A 19942-nucleotide genomic window follows, 5' to 3' on the forward strand; every position below is an offset into this window, starting at 1 on the left:
TATAGCATGTGATTTTATGAATATACATAGTAATTACTCTCTTCTTCCTCAAGCTTATCAATAATTGCAAAATATTCAGCTATATCTTTTATTTTATATTTTTCAACTATTATTGTGTTCCCTGTCCTATCATGTATATCACTCATATCCTGCAGGCATGCTATGTATACCGGATTATCAAAATGCCTATACTGAATATAATGCCTTCCGGTTCCATGTGCCGTCTGCCCTGCATCTAATGGCCACCTGTATATGTCACCATACTCCATCTTAAGAAATTCTTCCGGCTTAGAAGGCGCTGCAAAATCATGTCCTTCAAAAGATATTCCTGTTACAGGCAATACAGCATCTGCCCTGCAGAAACCGCTGCACGCACTGACAACAAAAAATGTCTCTATTCCGTATCCTATTCTTCCTGTAGGTACTTCTGATACAAATCCTCCGTCATGCGCTATCCTGTCATTATATTCTATTCTTTCCTTAAAGCTCATCATGCTTTTCCTGCAATATACAGAACACTCATTAACGTATTTTCTAAGATCATCATACGTACAGCTTTCATTATAATAATCCAATGGGAAAATGTCGACAATATACGGATAACTGCTGCCATTACTGCTCTTTACATACGCTGCGAGAAAACTGCCGTTAAGTGTGAATAATATTTCTTTATTTTCATCATACATTTTCCGGACAGTTTCCCTGTAATTATCATTCTGATTCATCTCTAATGAAGATGATACATACAGCATGCCATTTAGATTACAATAATCTATAAGCCTTTTATAATCATCCCGCATCAGCAGTAAATCCATGTCGTCATCCCATGGTACAAATCCTCCATTGCGCACTGCCCCAATAAGGTTGCCCTCGCCCAGCATAAGATGTATACCGATTGATTCAGCCAGATTCTTTACCTTTAATGTTGCATCCAGTAATTCCGTCTGTCTTATTCTAAGTCTTCCTCCAGCAGGCTTAACTCCTCTGACATCTGCCGTGCGCATGAAAAATTCTATTCTTTCCTCTGAACATTTATGTAAATTATCTGCATAAAGATACATAAGCCTGTATATTCCCGCATCAGTCTGAAATTCATCCATAAAATCCTTAGATGTCTTATTCCCCTCCGGTGCAAGATGCTCTCTTAAATATCTGTATACTACGTATTTTTCAATTTCCATACTCTTTAGCTGGTATTCCATCTGGGTACATATCGAATAACCGGCAGCAAGCACAATTATTGCATTATCTGCATAACCATTAAGCCTCGAAGGTGCAATAACCTCTATGTCTCTTATGAAGCTTCCCTGTATATTTACGTTGTTATCTGCAAAAAAGGCAACATTATCACTTCCGAAATAATCCAGTGCCTCCAATCCATATTTGCCCGTACCGAAAAGTATTATTTTTCTCATTAAATCTCCTGTGTGCCAATCAATCTTTCATATAATCCAGCAGCATAATTCCTCCTGAAGTAAACTATTTTTTTCTTTACTCCCTTACTTATAAGCTGCTCTTCTATTTTCTTACATATATCGTTATTAAGGACTGCAATAAATACAATGTCAAATTCATTCTGCATATCAGCAAGCTGTTCTATTGATATTACATGTACAGCAGTACTGGATTTATATTTTTCATAATTACTGTCCGCCACACATACGATTGATTCTTTATATCTGCCGTAAAGCGCCATTCCAAATCCGCCCGCCCCATACAAAGCAATCTTTTTTTTAAAAATTCCTGTATGATCCATTATTTCTTCCGGGCATTTGAGAAGCGTTACAAAACTTATATAATCAATAAGCTGGTTATGCATTATATCCCCAATTGAAGCATTATCAAATGCATCAATAAGGTCTGAATAAAGGCACTTTATACTTTGAATACTCATATTGCCGCTGACCATTGTATTTTCATGCTTAATGTAATGATATGGTGCATAATCCAAGAACTGTATTGACTCGGCTTTTGCTATGTACCGGTAACATGCATCAGCATCTTCTCCGAACCTTACAACATCATTCACCTTAACATCTGCCCGCTTTATCAGCTCCGATTTTATGAATTTACATACAAGATTTGGAAGAATTCCAAATTCAAAAAAATTTTCCATACACAGCATGTATGGAAATACGTCTTTTTGCATCTCCTCATAATCATAATATTTTTCAGGAAATTTATTCTTTTTAATTACGGGCTCATTATCTTCTTCTATAAGATTATAGGCAATAACATCCGGCATTCTAATATCTGTCTTTTTTATAATGTTTGCATATGTTTCCACATCTATATAATCATCTGCATCTAAAAATGTTATATAATCTCCACAAGCTCTCTTAATCCCATACGTACGTGCTGACGCCTGTCCACCATTCTGCTTATGCAAAAGCTTAATTCTTTTATCACATGCTGCATACCTTTTGCATATATCAAGGCTGTTATCGTCTGACCCATCATCAACCACTATTATATCAAGTTTTTCATATGTCTGGTTCAACACACTTTCCAATGCTCTTGCAATGTATTCTTCTGCATTATAGACAGGAATAATTACACTGATTAAAATATCATTCATAATCTGCTTGTCCATATATTCTTTTTAAAATATTATTATATTCCCCTACAGTCTTTTTTCGTTCTTCTTTTCTTTTATCATCAAGCCACCCTCCATTAAAATGGTGTATTGAAAATGTATTTTCCGTAATGACATTTTCACCACTCATATAATCATAAGGATGAAAATATTCTGATGAAAACACCGTCATTTCGTTGATTCTCTGACATGTATTATCTGCAGACATTCCCATTGCAATAAATGGAGCTGTCTCATATACTCCGCACGTATCCGGATTCAGTGAGCCATCTTCATATCTGAACACTGCTTCTTCACGATACTTAAGCAGCTTCTTAATCATTCGATGGTGTGGGATTGCACCGCTGCATCCTCCCATATTAACATTGCCCCATTTTTCTACACCGCAGAACGCGCCCTGCCTTCTTAACGGTTCTAATGGCTTAAGCAATTCTACATCTGTATCAATATAAAATCCGCCATAATTATAAAGTATATCAAGCCTCGCATAGTCCGGCACAAATCCCCACCTGCCTTCTTCATATGCCTGTCTCATATATTCATTCTTATTGACATCATAATTACTCTCATCCCAGCGCTTTATCTCATAATCAGGGCATATCCTGCTCCAGCTGTCAATGCATCTTTTGAGATAATCAGGCATCTTTCTGCCCGAAAACCAGCAGTAATTAATAACTTTTGGAATAAGCTCATCAGTGTAATCTCTTATTACATCTGTTCCGCCCCCAGCTGCCGCCCTGTCTTTAACTCCCTCTGCCATTATAACAGGCACTATCACAGCTTTGATTCCATCAAGTGACTCCATTGCATCAAGTGTGTGAAGCACCGGGCTGTAATTACTGTTCGTAATAAGAATAATTGTATCGTGTCCGATATTATTAAGCACCTCAGGAGCACAGATATTGTATTGGCGCAATCCAACAATAACTTTCTGCTTTTGCTTTCTTGTATCCGCGTCCACATAGAACAACAGGTTTTCATCCAATCCATGTCTCATCAGATAGTCCGGCATTATTGTCCGGCCTATCATGCCGGCTCCGTATATGGCTATTTTGTAATTATTGCCAATTATGTAATCTTTCAAAAGCTCAAACTTAATATCACAAAGATTTAACATTATCATTCTGCTCCAATAATCATATGCTCTTTATATACAAGCAAATACTGATGTGTGCTCAGGTTTTCTCCAAATAACTTTATCCGTGTCCACGTTATATTTTGTACATATATCCTGCTTTATGCTTTTTGCAAGATTTTCTCCCTCCACGCCTATAACTATATAATCATATTTGTAATTAATTATCTTATCTGCAGATTCTATACTATGAAGGCATTCCATGTCTTTTCCCTCAGGCTCCCTGTCCAGCCACGCAACCACCTTACAGTTACATGTTTCTGTAAGGAATCTGTAGAGCGGCACACCTGCTCCACCTGCTCCATACAATATTACATCCTTACATGCAAGTTCAGGATATTCAAACTTCCATGAGCCCATTGACTGCGTATTAATTCCATATAATATACGCAATGTATGGCTTTCAACATCCATTATATATCTGCGAAGCTGACGTAACAGCACATATGTCAGATCACCATATCCTGTAAACGCCTTTTTCAAGCCATTATATAAATGATATGTATTACTAAGAAGTCTCTCATCCCTGCTCCTGCACATTGAATTATTTTTTATTACATAATGGTAAAAAGACTTTCTTAATATATATACACTTGATATCTGCATCATATATGAATATAGAGTCAGGCAGTCCTCACCATAAAAGACTCTTGTATCAATATTTTTATAAATATCTAGCAGTATCGATTTTTTATATATTTTATTTACAAGAGTACAATACACCCCATAATCTGAACATTCATCATTCCATAGCATGCTTGGATAAATCTGTTCCCGTATATTGCAATAAAGTCCTTCTGAATAATTGTCAACATACTCCTCTGTATATCTGTCATCTTCAAATTCACGAAAAATTCCTGATGATACAAGCTGACAGTTATATTTATTATATATATGGATTAACTCCTGATACATATTGCTGTCAATCCAATCATCACTGTCAACAAATCCTATAACATTTCCGCATGAATTCTCTACACCTGACTTGCGTGCAGAAATCAGTCCCATATTCACCTGTGATATCACTTTTACCCTTGAATCTCTTCTTTCATATTCTGCGCATATTACAGGTGTATTATCTGTTGACCCGTCATTAACAATAATAAGTTCAAAATCCGTAAACTTCTGATTAAGTATACTGTCAATACATCTTCTAATCGTATTCTCCGAATTATATGCTGCAACTACTATACTTAATATTACTTTATCTCTATTCATAATCAGTCTCTTTCTGCAAAGTCTTCAAGCTCCGGTGTAGTTCCGCATCTTCCCCATTCAATGTCATTACTTACACAGTGTCCACACAAAGGCACTGTCTCGCTGATTATCTCTAATATTCTTTCTCCATCAAGTTCATTCAAATCATATATTCCAATATCAGGAAGTCTTGTCCCAAATACTTTATTAAAGCGCTCTATATACATCAATGTAGGGCATCTTGCGATTTTACCATTCCATATATTAACGCAGCCATTGGATATACATTTTTTTTCATACTTACTATCTGCTGCTAAAGATAGTGGTTTATTAAACACCATCTTAGAATCAAAAGAACGTATTATATATCTTATGCTATTTTCTTCAAGTTTCCTGATTATCTGGTTAATAATCTTATGTGTTGGCAAATATTCTGAAATACTAACCACGATGTCATTGTCATGTAATGTCTTCAAAATTCCTGCATCAAGCTTAGGAATCAGCAATCCGTTTGTAACTATCTGTATCATTGTATCCGGAAGAAGTCTGCGTGTCTCTGTTATATATGTATTAATATCCGGATTAAGAAATGGCTCTCCACCAAGCAGAAAAAACTTTACAATATGAGAGAATTTACTCTTCAATATCTCAATATCTTTTAGTCTGCCTGCAGTATCCGGTAATACTTTTTCAAAAATAGGCGAAAAATGCGTACATCCTCTGCAATTCAGATTGCAGTAATCCACAACATGTATCTCTGCCTGCGGTAAAATCAAACTTCCCCATCCGCTACAATCCACGCAATAATCATCTAAAAAATTTCCTGTTTCTTTATTTCTTACACCTGTAAACCAATATATATATTCATATCCAATGTTTCTTGCTTTTGACAGTATATCAGTTATTAACTGCGAATTATCAACTGTTATAACTAATTTGTGAGCTGTGCAGCTATCGCAGCTTACAATACCGTATCCTTTGAAAGCTCCGGTTCTATGATTATCTATATAACCATATATACCTTCATCCTTTGAGTGACAAGCTTCAAATACATCTGCTGCCAAAGCGCCCTGACTGCCTGCACCCCAAAAGACATATCCTATATCCATATTTATTTCTACTCCATAATAAAATATTTTTCAACAATACTTTTATAGCCTTAGTATTGCTTATTTATGTCTTTATATAAATACTTTTTCACATTATATTTTTCAAGCTGTTTTATAGCACTATATATTTTATCTGTGCTCAATGCTATTACTATATCAAATTTGCTTTGTATTTCTGATATTTTATCCGGCAGGATAACTTCCACACCATTAATTTTTTTGCCGTATAATAAGGGATTTTGATCTGCATAATACAAAACACTGTCTTTATATAATGCATAAGCTTTTTTCCCTATATTTCCTGCCCCATATATAACAATCTGTTCTGACGGCACACCTTCACATATCGCATTTACCTCTGGCACTGCTTTTATAAGTTTATTTCTTGATACATTGTCCAAACATTCTTCCAGCATAAAATCACAATATATACTGCATAATATATATTTTTCATTATTGCACATATTAATTATATTATCCAAATATTGCTTTCTCATTTTCATAAGCTGCATACTAATCTGCAATTTTCTCTGTTTTGTCAAACTCTGCTCATGTATTCTGTACTTATAGATATTTTTATCTATAAAATCTATTTTTCCATAATTAAAAAATATTCTTAGCCAATAGTCATAATCTTCTACCAAGAACTTATCATTGTCATAATCGCCTATTTTTTTCATCACCTCATACCTATACATGAAACATGCTCCAACGCAATTAGTGTAAAGCATTTTTTCATCACTATAGTCAGTCATTGTATATAAATACACGCCATCAGCATCAATAACATCCATAGCAGTGCACACCATAGGACATTCCTGATTACTGTCCAGATAATCTGCCATAGTCTTAAGTGCCTGCGGTTTGTACATATTATCGTCTGATGTCCATGTAAGATATTCCCCACAGGCCTGTCTGAAACCGAGGTTCAGGGACTCCGGGAGCTTCTGATTCTGTTCATTTGTAATTATCTTTATTCGGTCATCCTCAGACGCATATTCTGATATTATTGATGCTGTTGTATCTTTAGAACAGTCATTAACAATAATCAGCTCCCAATCTGTCAGCGTCTGGCTCAATATACTTTCTATAGATTCTTTTATATACTTTTCTCCGTTGTATGTAGGAAGCACAATTGATACTTTAGGCATTATCAGTCTCCAAACCTTTCGGTTAATATTCTTACTATTCTTTCAGAAGCATGACCGTCTCCATACGGATTAACAGCATTACTCATCTTATCATATTCGGATTTATCATCAAGTAACTTATGCACTGCATTTTTTATTGATTTTTCTTTTGTACCGACTATCTTAAGTGTTCCAGCTTCAACTCCTTCAGGACGCTCTGTGGCATCACGCATGACAAGCACCGGTATTCCTAATGATGGTGCTTCTTCCTGTATTCCTCCGCTGTCTGTCAATATAAGATAGCTGTGCTTCATATAATTATGAAAATCAATAACATCAAGCGGTTCAATAATTCTGATTCGTTCACAGCCGCCTAATACATCATCTGCAATTTTACGGACTTCCGGATTTTTATGCACAGGATATATCACTTTAACATCTTTGTACTCATCAACTATCTTGCGGACCGCACCAAACATCCTCACCATCGGTTCACCGATATTCTCGCGTCTGTGTGCTGTCATAAGAAGCATCCTGCTGCCTGACGCCCACTCAAGGTCTTCATTGCTGTAACTTTCTTTTATCGTCATCCCCAGTGCATCAATTGCCGTATTGCCTGTTACAAATATCTTCTGCTCGTCAACATTTTCTGCCAGAAGATTCTTCTTTGCCAGTTCAGTCGGTGCAAAATAGATTTCAGCAATAAGGTCTATGCTTCTTCGGTTAAACTCCTCTGGAAATGGTGACTGCATATTATATGTTCTCAGTCCTGCCTCAACATGTCCTACAGGTATATGAAGATAAAATGCGCATAGTGCAGCTATATATGAGCTTGTAGTATCTCCATGCACAAGCACAATATCCGGTCTTTCTGTATTATACACACGTGTGAGCTTTTCCATTATTTTCCCAGAAACCAGTGCAAGTGTCTGCCCCTGTGTCATAACATGCAGATTATAATCAGCATTAATATGAAAACTTTCCATAACCTGATTAAGCATCTCTTCATGCTGTCCTGTGAGACACACCTTGCAGCTGATATTCGGTTGTCTTTTCAATTCCCGGATTACCGGACACATCTTAATTGCTTCAGGTCTGGTTCCAAACACTGTCATCACTTTCATTATCGTACGATTCCTATCCAGGCTGAAAACAAGTCAGGACAATTCATATTTTCATAAACAAGTCCATGTTTAACCTCTACATTGTAACAGTATTGCTCCATGACAGACTTTAAATATGACTCATCAGGCCACTGCTCCCAGTCTCCTATTTCTAACGCTCCGTAGCTTGCTTTGTTTTTATCAATCACTATAACATATCCTTCAGGTCTGGTTACACGTGACATTTCCTTTATTGCACTTTCAATGTCAATTGCATGTTCCAATGCTTCACATGTATATGTAACATCAAATGCTGCATCATTATATGGAATAGAAGTTAAAGTTCCTTCACGGCATTCAACATTACTTCCATCAAGCCATTTCATTACATTTTTAGATATATCTGCTCCTGAATATCTGTTAAAAGGCATATCCTGTAAAAGATTTCTGATATATCTTCCCTTGCCACATCCCACATCAAGTATCCTGCTTCCTTTGCCTGCCTTTGCAACAGCATCCCTGACAAATGTATATCTTTCATCATTCTTTGAAATTTTGTCCATAAACTCTGATGCACACCCATTAAATTCCGCAGCATTTTTATAATACAATGCATCCAGAAAATATTTATTTGCCCAGCTTATCTCCTCACCTGGAAAATAATCATTCTGCTCATCGCAGTTATCTTCTGACAGATAGCTGCCAAACCATCCACCTGACGCATTCTGCAGCCGGCATGCATAATTAAAGGCTTTTAATCCGTGTTCCATATCCCCCAGTCTGAACCATACAAGTGCAAACTGGAATAATCCGGTAGAACATACCCAGTCAACATTGTTATATGCCGGTACAGCTCCAGACTTTTTCTGAATCTTCGCAATCCTGTCCATTGCCGCTCTTGCCATGTCACTCTCACCCATATCAATAAGAGCCTCCATTACATATGCATAGAAATGCGACAGCAGGCTGAAATTCATTATCCTGTCATAATAATTATTCTTATAATATTCAAGGATCTGCTTAGCTTTATCAGTATAATCTGTTCTGTTAAAGATTCTTCCGGCATCTGCTATAGGACTCAGGCAATACATATGAATCAGTTCTGAACATGTGCTGCTGTCATCCCCCCAGCATGTCATATCGGGAGTTATCAGTCTCCCCTCTTCTGTCATACAGCTTAGTATCCAATCTATACCCATTACTATCGCTGAATCGATCTTATTTTTATCATTATATATCTCTCTTATAGCTATCAGACCTTTAAGTATCTGTGCCGTATCAAATATATACGGTGATACATTATCAGTATCATACCATGAACCATCCGGCTTCTGGATACTGATAAGCCAGTCTGCATATCCGGTGGCAATGTCTCTGTATCCCCACCTTATGAGTGTCGGTATATAATATCCCGTAACCTCAGGATAACCCTTTCTCTTGCCTGTATTACAGATAATAGCCTGTCCATCTACAGAATTATTCTTAATCCAGCCTATCGCTTTTTTATAAACAGATATGTTATCAAACCGGCCTTCTATTTTCTTTCTTGTCTGCTCTGACTGTATCCTTCCAACCGTTAAAAAATTCTTGAATCCATCTTTTTTCAGCTGCTCTTCTATCTGCGGACAATACCTGTCGGATACTGAAATCACAATTGTATAATGACCACATTGGCTTTTCTTTTCACAATATGGATATACAGCGATTCCCTCAACAGAACTTCCGGCTTTATCCCGGTTATTATCCATAATAAATTCTATATTCTCTTTACCGAGCAGGCTTATTGCAACCGTCGCATAATAGCCCGCTCCAAATAGTATGTATTTCTTCATCTCCATCACCAAATTATAATTTAAATAACCTGTAACAAATCACTTACGTTATCTTTAAAATATGGATAATTACTTTTTCCATAACACCTTAATATTACATTCTTTCTCGATTCAATAAAATCAGACAATTTATAATTTTCTATCACTTCATTCAGCCTGTCTGGATTACTTATTACAGGTGCAGCCATTGATATTTCTGGATAATACCACTCATTTATGTTCTCCCTCACGCTTAAAAAAGCAGCCGGAGTCTGCTGATTCAAATATAAAGATTCTAATGTTGCACCTGATTTTGCGTCTGATAGTATGAAATCAGCCAAAGCAGTTGCTTTTTCGAAATCATAATTTCCATCCAAAACCATATCTGCTATTTCATATGCCATTTTTCTCGCCGGATTACTGAAATCTCTCGATAAAACGTGATGCAGCTTTATTATTATGAAATACTGATTCTTTAGTTTTGCTATCTGTTTTCCGAATTTTATGATTCCGCAATCCTCATCCCATGTTGGAAAATATACAAGTATTTTCTTTTCTGTATTTATACCTAATTCATTTTTCATCTCATCCTGATCCGGAATTTTATAGTAGTAGTGCTTTGGATATCCTCCTATCATTATTTTAGTGTCTGCCTTCAACTGCCCCAGTTTTTCTTTCTGATATTCTCCATGCACTATACAAGCGTCAAATCCTTCAAGTGTTCTTTCAGACAATGAATAATGGTTCTTTATAAATCCTACGCCATAATTCAGATGTACTTTATAAGTATTGTCGGCATATTTGCTTAATACTTTGGCATCCTGTGTAGTCATGGCTATTTGTGCATTACGATTACAAATATTTTTATATCTGTATCCACATCTATTCAATATCTTTACTGCTTCTTTATAATCAAACCATTCTCCACTTGTGTTATACTCACACTTTTCTGCGACAAAAACCGCATTAACACCTCTCTTTCTAAACTCTTCATAATATGGAGCGAAATGATATATTTCAAATGCATCAACCAGATAAAATTCAACATTAATATAATTATCTTCAATATACTCATCCCAATAATCATGCGGATTTTCTCCCACATCATCCGGATATGCGTTATAGTCTCTATATTCATATTCCAGAAACTTTTCCATGTTATTAGGTGTCCAAAATTCTTTATCCTCGAATCTTCTCTTTGTTAACGGAAATATTATATTGCTATTCATCCAATCATCATTAAAATTTTTATCAAAAACTTCAAAATTATCCAGTCCAAAATAGACCTTTGACGATTTAACTGCCGTATAATCCTTCTCGTGTATACAACTGCGAATATACTTATACTTTTGTAATATACTTTTATCTGAAAGTGTGTTTAAATTTTTCTGTATTTCCATTGCGTAAGCCATAAATTGGTCAAATTCCAACTCATCATCATAATAATCGTACGCAAAGAAATCAGCCATCACCCTGTCTAATGCAGATGTTCCTTTAGAGATCTGAATAACATCGTTATATATAAACAATATATATTCTCCTGCATATTTCTTTGTACAATCATCTACCCATTTCTGTATATTTATTTCAGAATCTTCACATATACAAACATGATAATGGGTCTTTGCATATTGAAAAAGCTTTTCGTATTCGTCCCTCAATAAGCCAAAATCAAAATCATCATCCCATGGTATAAATCCATTATATCTGAATGTTCCAAGCAAATTACCTGTTACAAGAAATGGATGAATACCTAGCGTACCGCTTATCTCTTCGATAAATTCATATGCAAATTCAAGCAATAATTTCTGTCTAATCCTCATATAGCCATCCGCAGGTCTAAATAACTTAACATCTGTATGACTGCAAAGATACTCGATTCTTCTATCACTTTGCATGCATTTGCACTTGTAATATTCGGATTTTATGTATCCGACTTTTGAAGCATCAGATAACACATTATTAATATTATATTTTTTACCATAGTTTATGACAGCAAATTTCCACATATCAAATGATAAAAAATTATATATTCCGGCATTACACAGCTGAAGTTCAACCTGATTATAATTTGTCTGGTTCAAAGCACATACAATCAGATAATCCTTATAAATAACTTTCAACTCTGTGAAGCTTATTATTCTTTTCCCGAAGTAATTACTTCCAACTTTCGAATTCGAATTATCACAAAAGCAGTACACGTTCTTCTTTTTAAGTTCTCTAAGTGCTCTTTCACCTATAGTTCCACATCCAAATACAATATATTGCATTTAATTACCTCTTTATATCAAATCATATCCATTTAAGTATCATAATGTTATTGGAAATTGCTTGTCCAATCCGGATCACATGTATGACATAATTTGTAAGGATGTGTACTGCATCTTATGTTTTTAATATCATAGATACTGCCTCTGTCCGCACAAACCTCCGAGTCAAGGCAACATGATTTAAATCTTCCATCCCATGCCATAAGAATAATGTTGCTATTAACATAATAGCAATTTTTAAACCTGTTATTCACTTCAATATCGGAATATTCATGTCTTCTTGCTGAAACATTACCTGCAAACGAATGCGATGTAATGAATCTTATATATTTATTATCACAGGGATTACTTATTCCACAATTCCTAAGCCATCTAAGTGCTTCATCTTTATTATGTTCAAGGACCTGCCCAAATAACTCTATCCTGTTCTCCTTGTGTTCAGTCATCCAATCAACACACTTTATCCAATTTTTTACAGATTTTTCTGAATGAAATGATATATAGAACCGACTTTTTGATGTCTTATTAAGAGTATTCATAATACTATCAATATTAGTATCATCAAGCAACAATCCATTAGTGCTTAATATCACTGGTCTTTTAATTGATGTAACTCTGTCAAGATACTCGAATATTTTAGGATGTAATAATGGCTCTCCCAATCCATGCATCGAAAAATAAGAATCCTGATCTGGTGATATATACTTAAACGCTTCATTAAAAACTGCATCCCCCATATACCCTTTTTCTCTTTTACAAGTTGGAGTAGGGCAGTTTTTGCACCTCAGATTACAATTATTAGTAAGCTCAATTCCACCTAATTCAGGTGCTAATATATTATTTCTTTTATACTCTAAATATTCACATGCATGATTATAAGCCACTATGTCACCATTTCTTTTAAATGTATCTTTTATAAGTTCATATCTTTTTATACGTTCTGACTCAATTGCATTTATATCGACAGAATACTCTGGTAAATTATCCAACTCAATCTTATCAAGGCTACCATCTGCATATCTATATACTTTATCATCATTCTTGCAGACGTCCTTTAAGAAATACAAAGCCGTATCACTCTTAGGCGTCACAATTATCTCGCAATCATTACATTCTATTATCTTCAACAGCTCATCAAGTGTAATTATTTCTACATCATCAATTACTTTCTTTCCCCATTTTCTCCTATCATTATCATAACACACAATACTACTGCTGTAATTGTTCTTTATATATTCTTTTGCTACTTCACCTGCACCAAATACTATTTTCATACAAATTTCTCCCTCTGACGCTATTTCCACAAGCTATGTTTTTTACAAATATTTTAAATAGTCTTCTAAGCTAACCAGTTCATCTTCGTTTTTATATATGTTCTTGTCATTAACAATATATTTTTTTATTATTTCATAGTCCTCATCCGATGTAATAAGTTTATGTGTTATTTCATCCGACGTTAAGAAATTGCATACTAAACTGCAATTATACCTATTAAAATAATAACTTACATTATTATTTTTTTTAAGTTTACCATAGCAATACCAGTAGTATCTGCAGGAATATCCTTTTCTCCTACTGTCATAGATTACATCTTTTATTGTTCCGCTAATACAGTTAAATCTATATATTTTTTCACTGTAAGCCATATCCACTATTATCTCATCTGATATTCTTCCAATAAGTCTTCCATATTGGTTGAACATCTTATAAACTTTTATAATTTCACCACTGCGCGGGTCAATTTTTGCAATTGTATATTCTTTACTACCCATTACATATATGTATCCATCATAATATTCAATTGAGGCATATATATCATGTGTATTTTGTATACTTATTTTCGAGACTTCACCATTATTAGAATCTATAATACATATTGTATTTATAGGCGTAATAATAACCGCATATCTCCCATTTTCCATGTAGCAGTTGTCATTTATAGAAATTCCCAAGTAACTATCATAATCATTATTAACAATTACTTCTTCCACAACTTTTTCAGACTCTAGATCAAATTTTAATATCGGATTACATGCTGCCATTGGCTGCAGATAAACATATCTTCCTTTTCCAAATGTATCAAGGATTTTAAACTCTTTCTCCATAACACTTCTATATGTATTTGATTTAATATCATAGCATACCATTGCACTTGCATTGTATGGAACTAAGTATATTTTCTCTTTCCACTTTACCATTGATGAATACAACGATTTCTCACATGATGCATCATATTCAATGGTATTAAGATAAGATATTGTGCCATCTTCTAAATCCACTTTAAATAATGCATTAATTAATCCATGAAATATATATGCATAATTATCAATTATACAAAAGTCATATCCCCACACCTGTAAAATCTCATTTTCTGTCATCGATTCGCCTCTTAATCTGAATTTCTCAACTCTCTCATTTTTCAGTTCATCATTCTAAATAACATAATACCGTCAATTTATATCACTCAACAATTTTATTATGCAAATTTTCCATCACTTTCTATAGGAATCTGCATTCTTACATAAATATTCGTATACTCCCTGTGGTACTATATTCTTTATCTGCTCCATATTACCTTCTTTTAAATAATCTCTGACCATTGAGGCACTCACTATTTTTCCATCCTGTTGTAACCTTGGAATTTCAGTTACAGAAACTCCGTACATTGGCAACATATTTTTCATTGCTTCATTATATTGTCTGGTTACCATGTCTATAGGTTCTTCCCCCACAAACCGCATTGTAATTCCTAATTCAGGTGCAATATAATTACCAAACAGTCTGAGGTCATTGGATGCATCCAATAGTGCCTGTCTTTTTTCCTGCTTGTGAAAATAGAGCGGCATCGTCATAAATGAAAGTACATACTTACCAGACGGAACAACAGCGACATTTTCCATTTGAGATGTTTCATTCTTCACCAATGTCAACCGATCACGAAATTTAAAATCTGATTTATCTTCTTCTACAATGAATATATATAATAAATCCACCATTTTTCTCGCTGCGTCTATCAGATAAAGATGTCCATTAGTCATTGGATTACAATTCATAACAATAGAACCAATTTTCATCCCATCTTTCGCAATTTTGCTCCGTATCTGCTCTATATATGCATTCAGGGTTTGTTCCGCATCTTTTTCCAGTTTCAGCTGCCCTGCCTGTAGATATTGCGGTTTTTTCTTTGGATTTTTTATCATCTGTGCCAGATAGTCTCTACAAACAGACCTGCTTATTTCTCTATTTCCAACATAATTAGTATGTAACGGCATATCATAAAACCAATCACACTTTCTTTGTGCCAGAATATCATCAATCAATACATCTTTTGTAACATTTTGTTTATTCCAAGAATTCAATCTGTCTATTAAAATGATAATATCATTTTCTGTTACTGTTAAAGATTTTAGAATTTTCTCATATTCTGCAAAAGAATATAATCCGCACGTTCTTCCCTCAACTGCATATTCATCCGACAGCCTTCTAATCTCACCATTCAGGCAATCTCCCAACGATTCGTCCAGAGAAGCTGCCGTAGCACCCTGCACAATACATGGTCCAATCATATATACCTTATTTTTTGCTGTGCCAAAACAGATTTTACTTTCTATATCATATACATATCTAGCATCTTTATTTCTTTCAGTTGCAAGTTTTTTCCATTCTGTTTCATCTATCTTTCTGCCATATACACTTTCTATCTGCTCTTTTACATGTGCTCCGTTCCACTTAGGCATGTCTATACATATACGTTTTTCCCTATACAATTCTTCTATAGTATTATATCCCCCAGCTCTATGAGGAAAATAAGCAGTCAGGCACTTAATCCCTTTTTTCTCAAATTTTTTTCTATATATCTCCGTAAGCTTATTGTGCTTTCTCTGCCCTATCTCCGAAATGAAAATCCATTGATTTCTAACATCACTCGATTCGCTTAATCCTGTCCTGCTTACGCCGTCTGCATAAATTTTAAACACATTACTATTAGGAATGTTCTGGTATTTTTCACACATTTTTGGAAATAATACTCCCCATGCCTCGCCATGTACTTCAACTGGAATTTTTCTAATTTTTAAAATATTGTAAAACCTGAATGCATACTCATTTAAATCCTGCATTCTCACCATTGCTGCCCCTTCAAATACCCCCTCATCAAAAATTTCTTCTTCACTTTTATTATTTTCCAGCTCCTTCATAACAAGCTCAATATCATAGTACGCTGATGTATCATCATCATATGCGAAATACAATATCTGTCCGTCTTTATCCATAAGTGTTATCAATGAATCTTCCGCATTCTTAAACATCTCTTTTAAATTTGCAAACAAATTGTAATCATCCTGCTCGCAAATATATTTTCTTTTTTCAATAATATCATCTACACTTTCACTTGATGTATTCAGTAGCTTTTTATAACTGATTACGCCTTCATATAATCCATCTGAATATACCACCATGAGATCCTTAATATGACCATTCAAAAAAAATGTAAATAGTTTTCCTCTTGTAATATCCGTTTTATCAGCTGAAAAAACATCACAATCGATTAATCTAATCATAACTCTATTCTCCTATATGTAAGTTCAGCATTTTTAAATTACTTATAATATAATCTGTCATTCAAATCATTAAAATATATAATAAAAAATCATGTGCGCAATCACACAGGATTTCAATTTACCTTTGTTAAAATAATTATCGACTTCCATGTCCGCATATCTGATTTTTCATATTCTCCATAAACTCTTTCAGATTTTCTTTTGGTGTTGTTGTCGGTCTTCCAAGATCCTTTCTGGACCCTATTGCGGTCTTTACCTCTATAAATGTAAGCTGGTTTGATTTTGCTGCTTCCATAAGACAGTTTCTTAATTCTTTTTCCGTCTCTGCAGTATACGCCTCTTTGTAACCACATCCCATTGCTATCTGGCAAAGATTCATTGTAGATGCTGCTGTTGGCATTCCGCCTACCGACTCGTGTGCTGAATTGTTAATCACTATATGCACAAAGTTTTGCGGACATACATTCCCTATAACTGCCATGGAACCCATATGCATTATTACTGCGCCATCTCCGTCAATACACCACACTTTTCTTTCAGGTCTGTTAACAGCAATTCCAAGTGCTATTGAGCTGCTGTGCCCCATTGAGCCGACCGTAAGAAAATCTTTTTGGTGTCCCTGACCATTATGCTCCCTTATTTCAAACAGCTCCCTGCTTGCTTTTCCTGTTGTTGAAACTATTACATCTTCGTCTGAAGCTTCCGTAACTAACTTAATGACAGATTCCCTTGTTATTGTGCTGTTGTTATGGTACTCTGTCTTATTCTCATATGAAAGCGCTCCTTTGCTCACGATAAAAGCTACGCTCTTCCCTTTTTCAAGCAGTGTACGGAAAGCGGACATCTGCATGCAAAGTTCATCGTATGATGTATCTTTTTTTAAATGATATGCTGCTATATCCATATCTTCCAGAAGCCTGTCCGTGACTTTTCCCTGATATAAATGCTGCGGTTCATCCTTAATTCCCGGCTCACCTCTCCATCCTACAATAAAAATGCATGGAATAGCATAAACATCGCTGCTAAGAAGGGATGCAACCGGATTTATCGTATTACCGATTCCGCTGTTCTGCATATAGACAACTGCCGCTTTGCCTGTCGCCATGTAATATCCCGCCGCAATTGCCACGGCATTTCCCTCATTAGCTGCTATTATATGCTTTCCTGATGTGCCATATGTATCAATAAGGTAATCACAGACCGGTCTGAGCAGCGAATCCGGGACACCTGTGTAGAACTCTGAACCTATTATGTTTAAAAATTCCTTTACATCCATACTTACTGCTCTCTTATCTTCTTCTTAATCATTGATGACGAAACACCCTTTGTATATTCGGGTTCAACTATCTTACCGCCCCATTCTGCCATTACATCTATTGCCTTTGCCCTTACATCAGCAAGCGGTCCCTCACGCCAGTCTGTTCCGTGTACCATATAATCAGGCTTATACTTACGCAGGTTCGGCTCATAGTCTCTGGTGGACTGTGGCACAACACAGCTCACTCCCTTTACATTCTCAATGACTGTCTTGCGCATCTCATAATCCATATATGGAGGATTCTTATATGATGCAATTGCTTCATCAGTAAAAAGCCCTACCATAACTTCCCCAAGCTCTGATGCCTTCTTTATTATGTTGATATGTCCGGGATGTACTATATCTACTGCCATAGGTACATAAACAAGCTTTGCTTTTTTCTCCATTTTTATCATTCTCCTTTTACCGGTATGAAGCTTATAACCTTCTTTATAGGCATACATGCATCATCAACACACTGCGAGCATCCGTTTTTAAGTATCTCTACAGCGGTCTTTTCCATGGCCGGAAATGCACTTCTTATCAGGTGGTTTGCATGTATGATTACATTTATTCCGTGTTCTGCAAGCTCTCTTTCAGGTATATTGTTATATGTTGTCGGGACAACAACTATCGGTACATCCGGAAATTCCTTTCTGAATCTTTCACAGAATTCATATACTTCATCCGGTGTTTTCTCCTTCGAATGGATCATTATCCCATCGGCTCCCCCTCTGACATAACATCTTGCCCTTTCAACAGCATCATCCACACCTTTTTTCAGTATAAGACTCTCTATTCTTGCTATTATCATGAAGTCACCGGTACGCAGTACTTTTTTTGCTGCCCTTATCTTATCTGCGAAATGCTCCGGTTCATCCTGAGTCTGTTTTACATCTGTTCCAAACAGTGAATTTCTCTTCGTTCCGGTCTTGTCTTCTATTATAACTGCCGATACGCCTATCCTTTCCAGCGTCTGAACAACATATATAAAATGTTCTGTCTGCCCACCTGTATCACCATCAACTATAATCGGCTTTGTCGTCACCTCCATTATCTCATTGATTCTCGCTATACGGTCTGACCAGTCAATAAGTTCTATATCCGGTTTGCCTCTTGATGTTGAATCACACAGACTTGATTCCCACATTGCATCATATTCCACACGGCCATGTTCCGATTCATATGCTGCATTTTCAACAATAAGTCCTGTTATTCCATCATGTGCCTCCATCACACGTATGTATGGCTTTAGTCTCATCAGACGTTTAAGCATGCCACGCCTTATCTCCGGCATTGACAGTCTTCCGGTAAACACATCCTCTACCAGGTTGACGCTGTTTTCAACATTATATGGAAATTCAACAAGCTCTCCTCCATATTCTTTCAACAGTTCTATCAGTTCAGTTCTCACTGACGCTTTTGGACCAGTCTTCCAGTCATCCCCATGTACGATTATATCAGGATGATACTCTTCTAATATCTTTCTATAACTCAGTTCATCCTTTTTTATGACCCGTGTAACAAAACCGAAATCTTCAAAAAGCTTGCATCTGTTTTCAAATGATACCAGCGGTGGTTTTTTGTAACAGGCTATTACATCATCACTCAGTACACCTATTATTAGCTCACCCATTGCGGCTGCTTTCTTCATTAATTCAATATGACCGTAATGAAGAAAATCCGAGCTGAAACTCATGTATACTTTTTTCATCGCTATCTCCTCTTCCGCTCT

15 protein-coding genes are annotated in these 19942 nt (G+C 35.6%); all 15 read right to left on the minus strand.

Annotated features, from left to right (window positions below; genetic code table 11):
• Positions 1-14 precede the first annotated feature (14 nt).
• The gene (locus tag NQ488_09025; GenBank protein ID UWN94726.1) at positions 15-1415 is read right to left on the minus strand and encodes a LicD family protein; all 1401 of its coding nucleotides are present in this window, start codon (positions 1413-1415) and stop codon (positions 15-17) included.
• The gene (locus tag NQ488_09030) at positions 1415-2578 is read right to left on the minus strand and encodes a glycosyltransferase (GenBank protein UWN94727.1); all 1164 of its coding nucleotides are present in this window, start codon (positions 2576-2578) and stop codon (positions 1415-1417) included. The genes NQ488_09025 and NQ488_09030 overlap by 1 nt, the downstream gene beginning before the upstream one ends.
• Positions 2571-3713 carry a hypothetical protein gene (locus NQ488_09035; GenBank protein UWN94728.1) on the minus strand — a complete coding sequence of 381 codons (1143 nt, stop codon included), beginning with the start codon at positions 3711-3713 and terminating at the stop codon, positions 2571-2573. Before NQ488_09035 ends, NQ488_09030 begins: the two co-directional genes overlap by 8 nt.
• Before the next feature lie 30 nt (positions 3714-3743).
• Complete coding sequence (locus NQ488_09040) at positions 3744-4949, minus strand: glycosyltransferase (protein UWN94729.1); 1206 nt, start codon at positions 4947-4949, stop codon at positions 3744-3746.
• 2 nt (positions 4950-4951) lie between these two features.
• Positions 4952-6037, minus strand: coding sequence for a radical SAM protein (locus tag NQ488_09045; GenBank protein ID UWN94730.1), 1086 nt, complete (start codon positions 6035-6037; stop codon positions 4952-4954).
• A 50-nt stretch (positions 6038-6087) separates the two neighbouring features.
• Complete coding sequence (locus tag NQ488_09050) at positions 6088-7188, minus strand: glycosyltransferase family 2 protein (GenBank protein UWN94731.1); 1101 nt, start codon at positions 7186-7188, stop codon at positions 6088-6090.
• 2 nt (positions 7189-7190) lie between these two features.
• Entirely contained in the window at positions 7191-8294 is a 1104-nt protein-coding gene (gene wecB, locus NQ488_09055; GenBank protein UWN97136.1) for a UDP-N-acetylglucosamine 2-epimerase (non-hydrolyzing), read from the minus strand.
• Positions 8291-10102 carry a methyltransferase domain-containing protein gene (locus NQ488_09060; protein UWN94732.1) on the minus strand — a complete coding sequence of 604 codons (1812 nt, stop codon included), beginning with the start codon at positions 10100-10102 and terminating at the stop codon, positions 8291-8293. The genes wecB and NQ488_09060 overlap by 4 nt, the downstream gene beginning before the upstream one ends.
• Before the next feature lie 20 nt (positions 10103-10122).
• Positions 10123-12351, minus strand: a complete 2229-nt coding sequence (locus tag NQ488_09065; protein UWN94733.1) for a LicD family protein — start codon at positions 12349-12351, stop codon at positions 10123-10125.
• 47 nt (positions 12352-12398) lie between these two features.
• Positions 12399-13625 (minus strand): radical SAM protein, encoded by a 1227-nt coding sequence (locus NQ488_09070; protein ID UWN94734.1) that lies wholly within the window; start codon positions 13623-13625, stop codon positions 12399-12401.
• Positions 13626-13667: 42 nt separating this feature from the next.
• Entirely contained in the window at positions 13668-14729 is a 1062-nt protein-coding gene (locus NQ488_09075) for a hypothetical protein (protein ID UWN94735.1), read from the minus strand.
• Positions 14730-14843: 114 nt separating this feature from the next.
• On the minus strand, positions 14844-16910 hold the full coding sequence (locus tag NQ488_09080) for a hypothetical protein (protein UWN94736.1): 2067 nt from the start codon (positions 16908-16910) through the stop codon (positions 14844-14846).
• 136 nt (positions 16911-17046) lie between these two features.
• Entirely contained in the window at positions 17047-18186 is a 1140-nt protein-coding gene (aepY, locus tag NQ488_09085; GenBank protein UWN94737.1) for a phosphonopyruvate decarboxylase, read from the minus strand.
• 2 nt (positions 18187-18188) lie between these two features.
• The gene (locus NQ488_09090; GenBank protein UWN94738.1) at positions 18189-18614 is read right to left on the minus strand and encodes an adenylyltransferase/cytidyltransferase family protein; all 426 of its coding nucleotides are present in this window, start codon (positions 18612-18614) and stop codon (positions 18189-18191) included.
• Between the two features lie 5 nt (positions 18615-18619).
• On the minus strand, positions 18620-19921 hold the full coding sequence (gene aepX / locus NQ488_09095; protein ID UWN94739.1) for a phosphoenolpyruvate mutase: 1302 nt from the start codon (positions 19919-19921) through the stop codon (positions 18620-18622).
• Between the last annotated feature and the right edge of the window lie 21 nt (positions 19922-19942).

Source organism: [Bacteroides] pectinophilus (assembly GCA_025146925.1).
GTDB classification, from domain to species: domain Bacteria; phylum Bacillota; class Clostridia; order Lachnospirales; family Lachnospiraceae; genus Bacteroides_F; species Bacteroides_F pectinophilus.